The sequence below is a fragment of the Marinagarivorans sp. genome, assembly GCF_982758155.1.
Genome location: NZ_CEXWTU010000106.1, coordinates 1 through 15,615 on the forward strand (window position 1 = coordinate 1; position 15,615 = coordinate 15,615).

Consider the following 15,615-nt stretch of genomic DNA (forward strand, 5'->3'; position numbering starts at 1 on the left):
CCGATGCTGTAATCCAAAACTTCAGCCATGTTGGCGTTTTGTTTGTTGTCTTGGTGGCTGGATGAGAATTCCAATAAATTACCCACAATCGCAGTGGCTTGTTCACCGCTGTGTTTGGCTTTGGCTAAAACGGGGGTAATCGCTTGTTTTTGGCTGTCGTCGGCGGCAACCAGTTGTTGGTTAATAACATCAATAGCGCTAGAAATACTTTGCAGGGGTACATTGATATCGTGTGCCATAGCGGACGCTAGTTCACCCATCGCCGACATTTTATTTCTTTCTACCAGCTGGTTTTCAGCTTTCATTTGTTTGGTGATGTCATCGACCAATATGACAATGCCTGTTTCTTCCTGTTCATTTAAGGTGTACAGGGTGATATCAAAATAGTATTGCCCGCGCTGGCTGTGTTTTATGGTGGTCGTTTTCTTGTCTTCCATGACTTTTTCGATATGCGCTGGCGTTAAGGTAATTGTGGGGTAGGCCTCCCATAGCTTCATCCCTACTATGGTATCGAAAGGGCGGCCGGTCACGGTTTCTGCAACGTGGTTCCACTGCGTGATTTCCATATCTTTGTTAAGGCCAATAAGCATAAGGGGCATAGAATCCACAATGCTTTTAATGTAGGCCTCGCGGCTTGAAAGCTGCGTTGTGGTTTCTTCCAAACTGGCGGTGCGGCGGGCTACTCGGTCTTCAAGGGTGGCCTTAATGTCCGTCAATTCACGATTAGAGCGCGCAGCGCGGCGGTTAGTAAAGAATAGAAAAGCCGAAACGACAAGCAAGGTAAGAATCAGTACGCTACTCGAAAAGTTGGCGACATACTGCCACTTAGTTTCGCCTGCCTCGTCTTTAAAGGGTGAGAGCAAGTTGGCGTAAGTGGAAGCGCTAGCGAGCGCAAGGATTGAACCGATTACAATTTTTTTCATAAGCTGGTCACTTCTTCAGCAAAGTTACTGTGTGGTTATACGACCGCCGTGGAATATGGCGTTATGTTATCGATTTTAGCAGGGTTGATGAGGGATGGCTGCAGCCATTGGTGAATCCAGCCGTCGCGAGGGTAAATTGGCTAACTTTGTTTGTTTTTTGAACATCATTGATCCTGTCAGCTAAGGCTGGGTGTCAAGCTTTGGGTAGGTCGGGCGTTTAACCTCGTTGGGTTATTAATTATCTATTGGGCATCTCATTACATAGGTTCTCAGATTAAGGGTTTTTATGAATGTTAGCGCGGTATTACCGTTGGGCTGTTTTTTCTTCTCGGTATCTTTATGGTTGCAAAGTGCGGGAGTGTCTGCGGAACCCCTAAGGGGTTGTTAACTGAATTACATATTGATTTACCCGAAATACTCGAAAACAGCCATCGTTTACATGACGTTTTGCCAGTGGGTTCAGTGCCAACCAATGACGCGGGCAGTTGTGGTGCTAGCTTTAAGATCGATGCGGCACTGCCTTAGTGGGGCTCATCTGTTGTTTGGGGTGGGGCGATGGGAAGTTCAACGCTAAATTGGCTTCCCTTTCCGAGTTCGCTCTTAACGCTGACTTTGGCGTGGAGTAAGCGCGCGACATTCTCCACAATGGCCATGCCGAGGCCCGTACCATGGCCTATTTTGTAGCGGGTATCGATATCAAACTGTTCAAAGCGGTCAAATAACCGCTGGATGTTTTCTTCGCTAATCCCTATGCCTGTATCGTGAATGTTGAGTATTAACGACTGCGATGTTACTGGGGTATCAATGCTCAACGTGACGCTTCCTTGCTCTGTATATTTTAATCCATTCGAAATTAGGTTAATTAAGATCTGGGATAATCGTATTGGATCTGTGGTAATAATGTGTTCGGCATTGTCTGGGTGGGCGTAGAGTAGTCGAACGCCTTGTTCTTCGCTGTATGACTGCATTTGATCGACAACGTCGTCGCATAAACTATAGATGTTGACGGGTTCAAAGCGCATCTCGAGTTTGTTGGCTTCTATTTTACTTAAATCTAAAATGTCATTAATCATGGCCAGTAAATGTTTGCCGTTGCGTTCTATCGCGTTGAGAGAGGATATTTGCCGATCGCTAAAAGTTTGAGCGTTTTTGAGTAGACGCACCGTGTAGCCTATAACCGAGTTGAGAGGGGTGCGTAGTTCGTGTGACATGTTGGCAAGAAAGTCTGATTTTACCGATAGCGATTTTTCGGCATAGGCTTTTGCTTCGGCGAGTTCAGTGTTGAGTGTTTGTTGTATCGTGACAGAGCGTTTGGCTTGTTGGAGTAATTGATAGGTTTGCTCGTTTTTTGCTTTAAAAACATCCGCAGCACGGGCCAGTAAGCCTATTTCATCATGGCGCTCTAGGCCTGGGATTTTTTTTACGGATTTGTTTTCTGCCAGATCATTAAAAACCTGAGTGATTCGTTGAATAGGCTGTGTGATTAATCTTGAAAAGTACCAAGGCGTGGTTAATACCATTAATAAGCTTAGAGCAGAAAGTATGAAAAACACGGTGTTTTTTGACGCTATTTTTTGTGAAGCTTGATTTTGCATTATTACGGTGTGATCGTGAGCGTACTGTGTGAGCTCGTCGGCAAAGTGGAGTATTTCACGTGCTGATCCAGCCATAACAACATTGATTAAATAGGTGTAATTTCTTTGCATGCTGACTATTTTTAAGAATGATTTTTTGTAGTCAGTAACGCCGGCTAATAACGACTTATAACTCGCACCTTGCGATTCTAAGTCGCTAATGGCTAGCTTAAAACTTTGCGTGTGGCGGTGGTTGCTTGTCACGAAGTAAGATAGTGCACTGTTTTTTGCAATATGTATATTTTTTAAAAGTTGTGTTTTTAGATGAATTTCTGTTTGTGTGTTATCGGTAGTTTTAAGTAAGTTTGGTGACGAATCCTCAATAAAGTGGGTGATCAACGCTTCTTTCTCTGATCGGTTTTTCACTACGATATCGAAGCTGGATTTGTAGTCGTGAAGGTGCTCCGCCATTCTCAAGATGCTACTGTCTTGAATCTGAAGTATTTCGCTCTCTTTTAGTGCACTAATAGCACTTTCTATACGTTTGTAGAGTTGCTCTGAATTGTTAACGGAACTAAGGCTGGCGGTATCTTTGTAGATGAGAACATTGCGCTGTAGATCCATGATGTCGCGTTGCAATGCTGCAGTAAGGGATAGTACTTTGTCTTGCTCTACGGTTTTCGCGATAACATAGCTAAAGGTTTTGTGGGAGCTAAAACTTGAGTACCCCAGTAATAATAGGGGGATGGCTAGCATGGCGTATGCTATTAAAATTTGTAATTTAATTGAGGATTGTAAAATCTTCATACTGTTTTTCTATTTGATTTTGTGCAGACTTCGTATCATTACTGTTTCCTTATTATGAGCTAATAAATTCATACCATTTTTGTAAGCTGTAGTCGTAGGCTGGCATAACGGTATTCCACACGGCTACGTTGCTGAATCGTTGTTCGTAAGACCCGCCATTGCGAATTGCCCCCCCTTTGACTGAAACGTTACCGTCTGTTCCCTTGAGTATTTCTTGTGTGGCTTTACCTGCGTACCAATAGTCCCATTCGTTGGGGGTGAGGTACTCTTTGGATAGCTCTGGGTTAGAAATATAGTAGCCTTGCCGTGCGATAAAGGCTCCTGCCCACCCGGATAACCACCAGTTCATATAGTCATACGCGGCATCTTCTTGGCGGCCTACGGTTGCGCTTGATAGGCACATTACGCCGTGCCAACCGCGATAACCTTCTTTAGGGGCGGCATAAACAACAGGAATGTTTTGACCGTTTAACGATGAAACTGCCGGCGAAAACATACTCTCTATAACGACGCGACCGCTTTTCATGAATTCAACGGATTCGGGTACTGATGTCCAGTAGCCGCTAAAATGACCTTGTTGTTTTTTCTCATATAAAATTGAAAACAGTTGGTCTAGCTCTGCTCGCGTCATGTTGCCGATATCTTTAAAATGCATTAATCCTTTAGCTTGTGCAGCAAGTGCTAGATCGAATAGACCAATAGTGGGTGCGTTTACAACGCCTACTTTACCGCGATAAGTATCGTCTAATAGCCAGGCCCAGCTCTCGGTTTCGTAGGGTTTACCTGCAGCAATGTGTTGGGTGTTATAGCCAAAGGAGTCGACATTGTGCACGTAGGGTAAAAAACTGATTTGATGACTATTGGTCGATGATAAATCGCCATTTTTTTGCACGTGTAATAATTTGTAGGGCGCATCGCCCGCGCCAAATTTTGCTTGAGGGTTAAGCTGTCCCGTTTTGGTTAGGCTGTTAATTGCCTTCCACTGGGTAATACGTTCTTTTTCGATCGCTTTAATTGAGCCTGAATGCCAGAGCACGTTGATACTGTTGGACCATTGTTCGTAGAGGTCGAAGGACTCTGGAAACATTGCCGCTTTTTGCATGACTGCGGCACTGCCTTTGGCTTCAAAAATAATCTCAAAACCGAGATCGGCCATAGCTTTTTGTCGCAGTTCTTCTTGCAGCGTTACATGAGTGCCCATTACGCGCAGGGTAATGGGGGCTTTTTTGGCGAAAACATAAGGTGCGTTAATTGTCGCCATTAAGGTGGCGCCAGCGGCTGACGATTGCTGTAATAGTTTGCGTCGGGATAAAGGTGGCTTGGTGAATACTTTCGAGGTGTTGTGACTTTGAATACAACTATCACTCGAAATTTTCATGGGGCTGGCCTTTGTTATTAGCTATCGGTATAGACATTATCGTTTCGATTTATAAATGATATAAAAAGCAATCACTTGTTATTCAATTCACTGGCTCTACCTGTTAAGTGTAGTGGTGGTTAAATAATATGCATGATTTTGTCGTGATTAATGGCGGCCTTGAGGCTTGTGGTTTAACCTTATTAAGTGTCGATTATTAAGTGAGTAGAGGCGAGTATGTCTGGTGATTCCAAGACGATTTTAATGGTGGAAGATAATGCTGATAATGCTGACCTTGCTACATGGATGCTTGAAGATGCCAATTACTCTGTTGCCTTGGCTACAACCGCCGAAGCGGGTTTAGCACTGCTAGAAGATCATCGTTACTCCATCATTCTGATGGATATCTCGTTGCCAGGTATGGATGGCAAAGATGCTATTCGCCTGATTCGTGCCAATCCGAGCCTTAGTGCTATCCCTATTATCGCGCTAACGGCCCATGCGGTGCTTAATGAGCGTGATGCCATTATGGCTAGTGGCGCAGACTGTATTGTTACCAAACCGATTGATGAAGATTTACTGCTGTTAAAATTGGAAGAAATGATTGTGGCTTAATGCCAATTCTCTGCCGGTATTATCTGTTCTCCTGTATTCCTTCTGCGTGTAATTCCCTCCTAAATAGCTTTCTGCACCGTAATAAATAACCCCACTGTACGCCTTTTTTACCACCCTTTGGTTTGCTTTCTCGGTCTGTGAACTGGGCGCTATTTAGATAAACCTGCCTACCTAGCAAAAGCCAAGCGTCATGTTATAAGCGAATACTAAGGCTTATATGAATGAGTGTTGAGTGATTCATTTCGAGCCTAATATTCTGATTAACAGTATGTTCTGATTAACACTATGTGAAGGTACCTATCATGAATCATCTTGTCCGCCATTTTTCCTGTAAGCGCTTGGCTTTGGGTTTGCTCGTTACGACAAGCCTTATAGGTTGTACTGGAACGGAAGTTCCCACGAGTAGTTCTGCAATGACGATATCGTCCGCTAGCTCGGTTGCACCAATACCAAGTAGCAGTTCGGTTACCAGTAGTTCAGTGGCTCCGCCGCCTTCGAGTATTTCTGTTAGTAGCTCTGTCGCTAGTGTGGCGTCTAGCTCAAGTGCGCCTGCGATCAATTTAGACCTTGTGGTGGCGATTAATGTCGGTGGCGATGATCTCATCATGGACGGTATTCAATACCAAACAGATAAATACATTAGTGGCGGGACTGCAAATACGACGACCCAAGCCATTTTAGATGCCTCTAACGGCGCGCTTTACCAATCTGAGCGATATGGCGCTTTTACGGTAAATGTTCCCGTGACGGCAGCTGGTATTTATACCTTGGAGCTTCATTTTGCTGAGCTATATGTGATGGCTGCTGGCGAGCGTAGTTTTAGCGTTGCCGTAGAAGGTAATCAGGTTATTACAGGTCTCGACTTATTCGCCACTAAAGGGCAATACACTGCGCATGCTGTAATTATTGAAAATGTACAGGTAAGTGATGGTTTAGTGACCATTGAAATGATCTCTGGTGTAGAAAACCCTACGCTTGCAGGCTTTGGTATTTACTCTAAGGACGGTCAGTTAGACCTTAATTATCAACCGCCTACACCGGTTATTCCTGAGTTCTCTGGTGACAAGTTCGTGGGCAATATCACGACTCGCGGCAGTGTGCGTAATGATTTCATGCAGTACTGGGATCAGATTACGCCAGAAAACGAAGGCAAGTGGGGCTCTGTAGAGGGGACTCGAGATCAGTATAACTGGGGGCCTGTTGATGCCATTTATGATTTTGCGCGCACCAACGGCATTCCAGTTAAGGCGCATACCTTTGTTTGGGGCGCACAAGCGCCGGGTTGGGTTAATAATTTAAGCGCTGCAGAGCAACGTGGCGAAATAGAAGAGTGGATGCAAGATTATTGTGCTCGCTACCCCGATACGGCCATTATTGATGTGGTTAACGAAGCCGTTGCCGGGCATGCACCCGCGGACTATGCCAGAAATGCATTTGGCGCTGATTGGATTGCAGAATCGTTCAAGTTGGCGCGAAAGCATTGCCCTAACGCTATTCTCGTGTACAACGATTTTAACTTTATTACTTGGGATACCGATGCGATCTTAGATGTTATTCGCAGCGCGCTTGATCAGGGTGTGATTGATGCTATTGGCCTGCAGGCGCATAGCTTGAACGACCCGAAGGTTTGGACTGCCGCCGAAATAAAAGATAAGCTCGATTACATTCACGAGCAGTCTGGCAACTTACCCTTGTATATTTCCGAATACGATATCGAGGATTTGGGTATGGGCGATCAATACCAGTTGCAAATATTCCAAGATCAGTTCCCTGTATTTTACGAGCATCCAGCCGTGGTCGGTGTCACCTTGTGGGGTTACGTGCTTGGAACAACTTGGCGCGAAGGGACTGGTATTATTCGCCAAGACGGCAGCCACCGCCCAGCAATGGACTGGTTGATGGACTACCTCGGGCGTAACTAATGCCTGCTCAGCCTTGGTAGTGCGCGGTTAATTTTTTATAACTTGCGCACTCATAAATGCCGGTCGATGCCATGTCGACCGGCATTTTTTATGTTTGAGCCACTTTGATTGCGCTTGTTGTCTTGTTGAAAGCTATTACTTTTGAGCATTGCGGCGCTTTGCGATAGAATACCGCTTCAGTTTTTAGGGGGAGTGCTCTATCGATGCTTCCACCTTGCTTAGTGCCGCTTTTAGGGGCTCTGGGCATGTTTTCCAACGAATCCAATAAAGCCTGCGTAGCGACTGTTGCGGCGCAGGCTATTTTTTTGATCTTTACTAGGTATTAACCTCATGGCTAATTATTTCAATACTCTTTCTATGGCAGAAAAACTCGACCAGTTGGGTCGCTGTCGCTTTATGGATCGCAGCGAGTTTGCTGACGGTTGTAACGCACTTAAAGGCAAAAAAGTGGTTATTGTGGGCTGTGGCGCACAAGGTCTTAACCAAGGCTTAAACATGCGCGATTCTGGTTTGGATGTGTCTTATGCCTTACGTGGCGCGGCTATCACAGAAAAACGTCAGTCTTTCTTAAACGCTTCTGAAAATGGTTTTACTGTAGGCACCTACGAAGACCTTATCCCACAAGCCGATTTAGTGTGTAACTTAACGCCTGATAAGCAACACACCGCTGTTGTTACCGCGATTATGCCGTTAATGAAGCAAGGCGCGACTTTGGCCTATTCTCACGGTTTTAATATTGTTGAAGAAGGTATGCAGGTACGTGAAGACTTAACCGTCATCATGTGTGCGCCTAAGTGCCCGGGTTCTGAAGTGCGTGAAGAGTACAAGCGCGGTTTTGGTGTTCCAACGCTAATTGCCGTTCACCCCGAAAACGACCCACAAGAGCACGGTTTTGCATGGGCAAAAGCCTATGCCTCTGCTACCGGTGGCGACCGCGCGGGTGTTCTTGAGTCATCTTTCATTGCTGAAGTTAAATCAGACCTTATGGGTGAGCAAACCATTCTTTGCGGCATGCTGCAAACCGGTGCCATCTTAGGTTACGAGAAAATGATCGCCGACGGCGTTGATGCCGGTTACGCGTCTAAGCTTGTGCAATACGGCTGGGAAACCATTACTGAAGCGCTTAAGTACGGCGGCGTTTCTGGCATGATGGACCGTTTGTCTAATCCTGCAAAATTTGAAGCTTACAAATTGGCTGAAGAGCTTACAGGTACCATGCGTCCTTTATTCCGCAAGCACATGGACGACATCATCACGGGTGAGTTCTCACGTACCATGATGGAAGACTGGGCCAACGATGATGCCAACTTATTAAAGTGGCGCGCCGAAACCGCTGAAACAGCTTTTGAAAAATCAACGGCACAAGATGCTTCAATCGACGAGCAAGAGTACTTCGATAACAACATCATGTTTGTGGCCATGGTTAAAGCCGGCGTAGAGCTAGCGTTCGAATCTATGGTTGAAGTGGGTATTGTTGAAGAGTCGGCTTACTACGAGTCTTTACACGAAACCCCATTAATCGCCAACACCATCGCGCGCAAGAAATTGTACGAAATGAACGTAGTGATTTCGGATACTGCTGAATACGGTTGTTACTTGTTCGCCCACGCTGCTGTACCTATGTTGCGCGATTGGGTTAACGATCTAGATCCAGCCTATATCGGTAAAGGCTTGCCAGCAGGCTCTAACTCGGTAGATAACGCCACTTTAGTTACCGTAAACCAAGAACTTCGCGACCACCCCGTAGAGTGGGTTGGCCAAGAGCTTCGCGGTTATATGAAAGATATGAAAGCGATTGTGGACTCTAACGAAATCTAAGATTTTGTGGGTATTACAGTTGTTTTAAAAAAGAGGCTTCGGCCTCTTTTTTTTACTGTAATTATTACTTTTATTGCACATTTACGGCTTAGGGGCGTGCACTGAATAAGTTGCTGGGATTTGGGTTTGTGGGTGCTTGCTTGACGAGGCGAAAATAGGGCGTAATAGCCGGCTATTGCAAATATTTTTAACGAAGGCAAGCGTGCACCCAGGAATTCAAAAACGGGAAGTTATTTAATGCACACGCCTTAATCGGTCATACATGGACGGGGATCATATGAAAAATTCAGAATACAATTTGAGTACTTCCGATGTAGAGCCCGAAAAATTCAGTTACGGATAATTGTATTTATTTTTTCGCGGACGGATTGGGCGGTTGGAGTTCATTGTTGGAATGTTAGGGGCAAGGAAACAATATTTCATCCACTAATGCTTGGTCTCGATCTCCTTACCTTCGTTGCTCAAAGCGTTACATGCCCCGGCATGCGCCCCTTCGAACGCCTTGTTGAGAATGCAGGCGCCCATGTCCAATTGGGCAATCTATTATTGCCTCGCCCCTTAGTCGCATTTTGTTGTTGTCATTAAATATTCCGACCGCAAGAATCACACTTCCGAGGCTTTATCGTACAGCGCAATATATCGTCCAGTGGAATATATTGCCGCTATAAATCCCTCTAAACCGGCGATGTGGGCGTTGTGCATTTGCGTTGCCGGTATTACATTATTACCATAAATGTGCTCGAGAGTTGCGCAGGCATCGCTTATTACGGACACCTTAAACCCCAGTTCTTTTGCCGCTCGTGCCGTATGGTTAACGCATTGGTGCGTCATCATTCCGCAGAGTACCAATTCATCAATGTCACTCTCTTTGAGTAGCGACAGTAATTCCGTTTGATAAAAGCTGTTGGGTGTGTGTTTCGTAAGCACTATTTCATTGGCGGACGGCACGACTAATGGGTGTATTTTTTGACCCGCAGTACCGGGTTTAAAAAATGGAGCGTTGGCTTCGGTCATTTCGTGCTGAATGTGCACAATCGATTGAGACTGTTCGCGAAAGGTATTTAATAACGCTCGGGCTTTACGGGTAGCGGCTTCAGGATTTTGCAACGGGAGGGCTCCACCGGGGAAGTATTCCATCTGAATATCAATAAGTAGGAGGGCGGTCTTGTTCATAGGAAATCCATTTTTGCGTTTAGTTAATAGTACAGCGTTAATTTTTAGGGTTGTTCAGCGAGATCAATTTTATTATGAGCCGGTAAACGGGCGCCTCTGCCCGGTACCGGCTCATAAGCCTTATTTCACTTGATATTTTAAAAATTTTCTCATTTTATGAATAATGAATTCACTCTCTTCTTCTAGCGCGAAATGTCCTGTATCCAGTAAGTTGAAATCAATATTATCTAAATCATTTTTATAGGCTTGCGCTCCGGCAACGGTAAAGAATGGATCATTCTTCCCCCACACTAACAAGGCTGGCGGTTGGTTATCTTTTAGGTATTGCTGCCAAATTGGGTACTGAGCAATATTGTTTTGGTAGTCAAATAATAGATCTAACTGAATCCTATCTTGCCCTTCGCGTGATAGTTTCATGAAGTCTAAATTCCAGTTGTCTGGCGAAATACCTTCTGGGTTTCGGGTTCCGTGTGTGTATTGCCACTTAATACCGGCTAAGCTAAAAAAGCTGCTCAAAATGGTTTGTTCAAGCTCTGTGTTATTTCTGTCTTGTGAGTATTGGTCGACGAGTGCTGTGGTTTCTGGGTTAACCCCTTCTTCATAAGCATTGCCATTCATTATGATCAAGCCCTTAACCTTCTCGGGATGCTTTAAGGCAATGCGGTAGCCAACGGGTGCACCATAATCTTGCAACATTAATACGTAATCATTAATGTTTTTCTGTATCAAAAAATCATCTATGGTATTAGCGAGATTATCAAACGTGTAGGTATATTCGCTGGGACTGGGTGCGCTACTTTCGCCAAAGCCTGGGTAGTCTGGTGCGATCAAATAGTAGTCATCTCCAAGTTCATCTAAAAGCTCACGGTACATATGCGAAGACGTTGGCAGGCCGTGAAGTAATACGACGGCTTGTTTTTTCGGGTTACCTGATTCGCGATAAAAAATACCCAGACCGTCAACAACTGCCGAGCCATAACGTACTTGGCTCAATTCTTTTGACGCATGCTGTGCGTGGTGGTGCTTTTTAGATCGGTAGTGCTTGTGGTTAGACTTAATCCATTTGGAGGGACTCATCGCTGCCTTTCCCTGTAAGGCGGTACGTTGAAATCGATCCTGTGAAGTGCTACTGCCTGAAAATGCTTGAGCTGCAAAGGAGGTTAAAATTGTCGCGGCGCCGATTTTAAGTGCCATTTTAAGAGTGTTGTTCATCATGTAGTACTCGCTATTAATGGGCAGAATATTTCTGCCATGAGTCAAATGTAAGTGGGGGCTCGATGCATCGCTGTTTTAAACGGCGGCTTAATTCCCCTGTGTCAATGTGTTTCCTTGAAAGCAGGATCATTATGGTCTAGGGTCTGCGTACCCGGTAGTGGGATTTATTGGATTGGAGTGTTCTGGAAATGAGTACAATAGGGAATGCCCATCTGCGGCAATTGGCCGTGTTTGCTTGTGTTGTTGAAATGAGTAGCTTCGCCGCCGCTGCGCGACGTCTTCACAGTAGTCGTTCAAGGGTGAGCGAACAGATTTCTCAGTTGGAGGATCTCTTGGGTGTACGGCTATTACAGCGTTCTACGCGTCAGTTGATAGTGACAAGCGAAGGTCGTGATGTTTACGAGCACGCACGGCAACTTCCCCAAATTCTGCAAGATATAGAAGGTGTTGTGACGAGTGCTGAGCCGAGTGGTCGGGTCGCAATTACCATGAGCCACGATATTGCGCACCGGTACTTTTTGCCGCTAATTGCGGCGTTTCGATCTGCCTATCCCAAAGTTCAGCTGGACCTTATTCTTAATGACGGTCTGGTGGACATTATTGCGGATCAAATCGATTTGACGATTCGCATTGGCCTGCCAAAGGACGACACTCTAATTGCTCGGATATTGCACGAAGATAAGCTTCAAATGTTTGCCAGCCCGGCTTATTTAAAAATAGCCGGCACCCCTAGAAATGTTGCAGATATTGAACAATGCCAATGGATTACGTTATCGCAGCAAGCCTTTGGCGATATACAGCGATACCGTCAAAAAGGTGAGATCGTGGAGATTCGGCCGCGTAATTTTCATCGCTGTAATTCACCACTCATGATGTTGGAAATGGCCAAGGCTGGGCTTGGCGTTGTCTCATTGTTGCCGAGTGTTATCAAAGAGGAGCTTGAAAAAAAACAACTTGTTAGGCTTTTGCCTCAGGCCGAAAGCGCGCCTTTGGTTTTTTCGTTAATGTACCCGTCTAGGCATCAGGTCCCTCAGCGGGTGCGTGTATTAATTGATTACATCGTTAAGTCAAAAATGTTTAATATGGCTGGGTCCAACGTTGCCGAATAAGTCGGGGTTATTGCTAGTGGATAAAGCGTGATGTATTGCCTCACTAATTTCACTTTAATTCACGTTGCCTGTTGGCGCTCACCGGCTCCTTTTTTCGTGAAATCTCTCTTTTGGGTTCGGCGGTCGCCTTAGGGGTGAGAAATTTATCAGTACTTCCTAATGCGCCCCCCTTCAGAAAGCCCTGAAAACATAAGTTCGTCAGTCTTGGGTATGGGCCATGCCTGCCAAATGACTGACGCGAATACCTATCTCGTCAGACCTTATGTTTTATTGATTTATCTGGCTCGAAATAGTAGTGAAGCCGTGAGTGATAAGCGTCGTGCTGTATTTATAATGGCGAATAGTTTCAGTGAAAAAAACTTATGTATACCCTCTGTCTAATGCTGATGAATACCTAAAAATTAAGGTAACTATTCAGGTGGGCTCGAAATAATACTCACTCAAAAGGCGAATTGATTGTTTTCTGGGTATTCAAGCGTCAGGAACGCTTGCATAGTGCCCATGGATGGCTTGAACGGCCCAGAAAATAATCAGTTTGCCGGCCTATTTGAGCATGGCTGAATAGTTACAAATTAAGTAACTATTCAGGATACCCTAAGGGGCGTGTATGAAATCATTTCCCGTTTTTGAATTCCTGGGTGCACGCTTGCCTTCGTTAAAAATATTTGCGCCCCTTTAGGCGCCTTGGTAAGAAAGCCGACTCTTCGTCTAATTGGATAAACTTTTATACCTCGCCCCTAACGCCAGAATTGAGGCAGGTAATGATTTCAATACCTCTAATTCAGTAACCAGAAACCGTGTATATAAATATAGGCCAAGTCGTTTTATACCTGTATTTATGACTGTCTCCGTGACTCAATGCCCCCACTTAAATAGATTAAGACTGCCAAGTATTAGGACCCTTAACGGTTTGTAGCTTAACGTGGTATCTTCTGGGCTATCTAAAGCTATAGCTAAGGTATCGCCTATCGGCGGCTACTTTATGCACAATAACAAAAATTTAATTAAGAGACCTTATGAATCCACTATTTTCACCGACTCAAATATGCTTACCCCGCAGCTTTAAGCGCAAAGCTTTGTGCGTGGCTCTTTCATTATGCTCAGCGTCGGCATTTTCCGATGCGCCAACGTCAATGACAATAGTCGGTGACCAAGTAACCAACCCCGATACGAATATGCTTGAAACCGTGAGCCAGTTGGTGACCGATACCTCGGGCAACGTATTATCGGTTATCACCTCTAGTCAAAATTATATTGCTGTGCCGGTGACCCAAGATCAGTTGATCACGACGACTGAGGGGGTTTTTCAAGTACTGAGTGTGACCACCAATGGCGATGGGGACATGACCGAATACACCCTACAGGAAGCCGTTATTGATGATATGGGAATGGTGACTGGACATACTGGGGATATAGAGACTGTACCCGTTGTGCAATCCGTACCCTCAGGAAGTGGAGGAGCGCCGGCTACGAGTTTATCCAGTAGCGATGTACCGGCGAGTGGCTCGGTGAGTATTATTAACCACGGTGAAAATGGTGATAACGGTCATGCCGGTGGTGGTGTGTGGGTATTCTCTTATCCGCCTTCAGATGGGGATGATGGCGGCAATGGCCCTAATACCAATATTACTGTGGGCACTGATCACCCCGAAATTACCAGCACCGCCAGTGATGCGGCTATTCAAGTGGCCAGTGTGGGGGGGGATGGTGGTAACGGGGGTGATTTTATTGGGGTGGCAGGTGATGGTGCTAACGGTGGTGAGTCGGGAGATGGCGGTGACGTTACTTTAGAAAACAACGCGGATGTCTCCCTCGATAATAGTGATGGCGCTAAATATGGGATTTATGCGTATAGCCAAAGCGGTAAAGGCGGCAACGGCGGCGATGGCATTATATGGTCTGGCGGCGGCGACAGCGGCGGCTCAACCGAGGCAGGCACTGTCACTGTCACCAACAATGGCAGCGTAACGACGAGTGCGGATGATGCCCATGGCATATATGCGCTCAGTGCCGCCGGCGCTGCCGGAACGGCTGGCGATAGCTGGGGTATTGTTGGTGTGGGCGGAACGGGTGCTGATGCCGGTGATGGTAATACGGTTACCGTAACTAATAATGGTTCGGTCAGTACCGGTGGTGCCAGTGCACACGGTATTTTTGCGCAAAGCGTCGGGGGTACCGGTGGTGCCTCTGGTGATGCTGGTGGCTTGGTTGCATTAGGTGGTTCTGGTGGCGATGGCGGTAAAGGCGGAGTCGTTAGCGTGACTAATAATGGCAGCATTAATACCGCGGGTGATAGTGCCCGCGGTATTTTTGCGCAGAGTATTGGTGGCGGGGGTGGTACCGGCGGCGATGGCGGTGGTGCAGTGGCGATTGGTGGTACAGGGGGGACGGGGAATGATTCTGCCGCCGTCACGGTAGAAAACACTGGCTCTATTGGCACTACCGGCAAGCGCGCCGCAGGTGTTTTTGCTCAAAGTGTGGGCGGTGGTGGTGGCGATGGCGGTACTTCTGGTGGCCTAGTGACTATAGGTGGCGATGGTAATGCTGGCGGTGATGGCGGCACGGTTGAGGTTACCCAAAGTGGGGCAATCACCACAACAGATACCGAATCTTATGGCATTTTTGCGCAGTCGGTAGGTGGCGGCGGCGGCAACGGTGGCGGTTCTTATTCAGGGAGTCTTTTTGCCGGTTTTGCTTTAGGGGGCGATGGTTCGTCGGGGGGGGATGGCGGCAATGTCACGGTGACGCTGGACAACTACAGTGCACCAGATCCCATGAATCCAGGTTCTACGCTCACTATTGCCTCATCAATTAGTACTCAGCAAGATCAAGCTCTCGGTATTTTTGCCCAATCGGTCGGTGGTGGTGGCGGTACTGTAACGACGGCAGGCGATAGTGCTGCCGGTGCATTAGTGCAAAGTATTGGCGGCGGTGGCGGTAACGGCGGCATGAGCATATCCGTGGCAGCAGCAGCGGGCCCTGCTAGCGGTGCTGTTTCGGTGAGTGTTGGTGGTAGCGCGGGCGATGGCGGCGATGGCGGCACTGTGAATGCTAATTACAATGGCGATATCGCCACGCAGGGTGATGTGTCCTCGGGCTTGG

At 46.4% G+C, this 15,615-nt stretch carries 10 protein-coding genes and 1 pseudogene; 6 read left to right on the forward strand and 5 right to left on the reverse strand.

Going from position 1 to position 15,615, the window contains the following annotated elements; all coding sequences use genetic code 11:
- Positions 1 to 923, reverse strand: a 923-nt coding sequence (locus AC3A8L_RS12205) for a histidine kinase dimerization/phospho-acceptor domain-containing protein (RefSeq protein WP_487962541.1), incomplete at its 3' end; no start/stop codon positions are given.
- A 339-nt stretch (positions 924 to 1,262) separates the two neighbouring features.
- Here AC3A8L_RS12205 and AC3A8L_RS12210 point away from each other — a divergent pair.
- Positions 1,263 to 1,448: a hypothetical protein gene (locus AC3A8L_RS12210; RefSeq protein WP_487962542.1), complete on the forward strand. Its 186-nt coding sequence runs from the start codon at positions 1,263 to 1,265 to the stop codon at positions 1,446 to 1,448.
- Here the strand turns inward: AC3A8L_RS12210 and AC3A8L_RS12215 are convergent.
- Positions 1,445 to 3,304, reverse strand: coding sequence for a sensor histidine kinase (locus AC3A8L_RS12215; protein ID WP_487962543.1), 1,860 nt, complete (start codon positions 3,302 to 3,304; stop codon positions 1,445 to 1,447). The genes AC3A8L_RS12210 and AC3A8L_RS12215 overlap by 4 nt on opposite strands.
- A 52-nt stretch (positions 3,305 to 3,356) precedes the next feature.
- Positions 3,357 to 4,682 carry an ABC transporter substrate-binding protein gene (locus AC3A8L_RS12220; protein WP_487962544.1) on the reverse strand — a complete coding sequence of 442 codons (1,326 nt, stop codon included), beginning with the start codon at positions 4,680 to 4,682 and terminating at the stop codon, positions 3,357 to 3,359.
- A 216-nt stretch (positions 4,683 to 4,898) separates the two neighbouring features.
- Here AC3A8L_RS12220 and AC3A8L_RS12225 point away from each other — a divergent pair, with 216 nt between their 5' ends.
- The 3 genes from AC3A8L_RS12225 (at position 4,899) to ilvC (ending at position 9,016) form a co-directional block, all read left to right on the forward strand.
- A complete protein-coding gene (locus AC3A8L_RS12225) occupies positions 4,899 to 5,276 on the forward strand; it encodes a response regulator (protein WP_487962545.1) in 378 nt (125 codons plus the stop codon).
- Between the two features lie 302 nt (positions 5,277 to 5,578).
- Entirely contained in the window at positions 5,579 to 7,198 is a 1,620-nt protein-coding gene (locus tag AC3A8L_RS12230; RefSeq protein ID WP_487962546.1) for an endo-1,4-beta-xylanase, read from the forward strand.
- Between the two features lie 330 nt (positions 7,199 to 7,528).
- Complete coding sequence (gene ilvC / locus AC3A8L_RS12235) at positions 7,529 to 9,016, forward strand: ketol-acid reductoisomerase (protein ID WP_487962547.1); 1,488 nt, start codon at positions 7,529 to 7,531, stop codon at positions 9,014 to 9,016.
- Between the two features lie 603 nt (positions 9,017 to 9,619).
- On the opposite strand, the gene AC3A8L_RS12240 is transcribed toward ilvC, so the two are convergent.
- Together AC3A8L_RS12240 and AC3A8L_RS12245 are read right to left on the reverse strand one after the other, a co-directional pair.
- Positions 9,620 to 10,189, reverse strand: coding sequence for a cysteine hydrolase family protein (locus tag AC3A8L_RS12240; RefSeq protein ID WP_487962548.1), 570 nt, complete (start codon positions 10,187 to 10,189; stop codon positions 9,620 to 9,622).
- 120 nt (positions 10,190 to 10,309) lie between these two features.
- On the reverse strand, positions 10,310 to 11,404 hold the full coding sequence (locus AC3A8L_RS12245; protein WP_487962549.1) for an alpha/beta fold hydrolase: 1,095 nt from the start codon (positions 11,402 to 11,404) through the stop codon (positions 10,310 to 10,312).
- A 188-nt stretch (positions 11,405 to 11,592) separates the two neighbouring features.
- Between AC3A8L_RS12245 and AC3A8L_RS12250 the strand changes: the two genes are divergently transcribed.
- Together AC3A8L_RS12250 and AC3A8L_RS12255 are read left to right on the forward strand one after the other, a co-directional pair.
- Positions 11,593 to 12,513, forward strand: a complete 921-nt coding sequence (locus tag AC3A8L_RS12250; protein ID WP_487962550.1) for a LysR substrate-binding domain-containing protein — start codon at positions 11,593 to 11,595, stop codon at positions 12,511 to 12,513.
- A 1,016-nt stretch (positions 12,514 to 13,529) separates the two neighbouring features.
- Positions 13,530 to 15,615, forward strand: a pseudogene (locus AC3A8L_RS12255) (hypothetical protein); the annotation flags it as partial.

What these genes read in the sequence shown, in the direction of transcription:
- AC3A8L_RS12240 (WP_487962548.1), bottom strand. Translation starts at nt 10,189, where the DNA reads ATGAACAAGACCGCCCTCCTACTTATTGATATTCAGATGGAATACTTC.
- AC3A8L_RS12245 (WP_487962549.1), bottom strand. Translation starts at nt 11,404, where the DNA reads ATGATGAACAACACTCTTAAAATGGCACTTAAAATCGGCGCCGCGACA.
- AC3A8L_RS12210 (WP_487962542.1), top strand. Translation starts at nt 1,263, where the DNA reads ATGGTTGCAAAGTGCGGGAGTGTCTGCGGAACCCCTAAGGGGTTGTTA.
- ilvC (WP_487962547.1), top strand. Translation starts at nt 7,529, where the DNA reads ATGGCTAATTATTTCAATACTCTTTCTATGGCAGAAAAACTCGACCAG.
- AC3A8L_RS12215 (WP_487962543.1), bottom strand. Translation starts at nt 3,304, where the DNA reads ATGAAGATTTTACAATCCTCAATTAAATTACAAATTTTAATAGCATAC.
- AC3A8L_RS12230 (WP_487962546.1), top strand. Translation starts at nt 5,579, where the DNA reads ATGAATCATCTTGTCCGCCATTTTTCCTGTAAGCGCTTGGCTTTGGGT.
- AC3A8L_RS12250 (WP_487962550.1), top strand. Translation starts at nt 11,593, where the DNA reads ATGAGTACAATAGGGAATGCCCATCTGCGGCAATTGGCCGTGTTTGCT.
- AC3A8L_RS12220 (WP_487962544.1), bottom strand. Translation starts at nt 4,682, where the DNA reads ATGAAAATTTCGAGTGATAGTTGTATTCAAAGTCACAACACCTCGAAA.
- AC3A8L_RS12225 (WP_487962545.1), top strand. Translation starts at nt 4,899, where the DNA reads ATGTCTGGTGATTCCAAGACGATTTTAATGGTGGAAGATAATGCTGAT.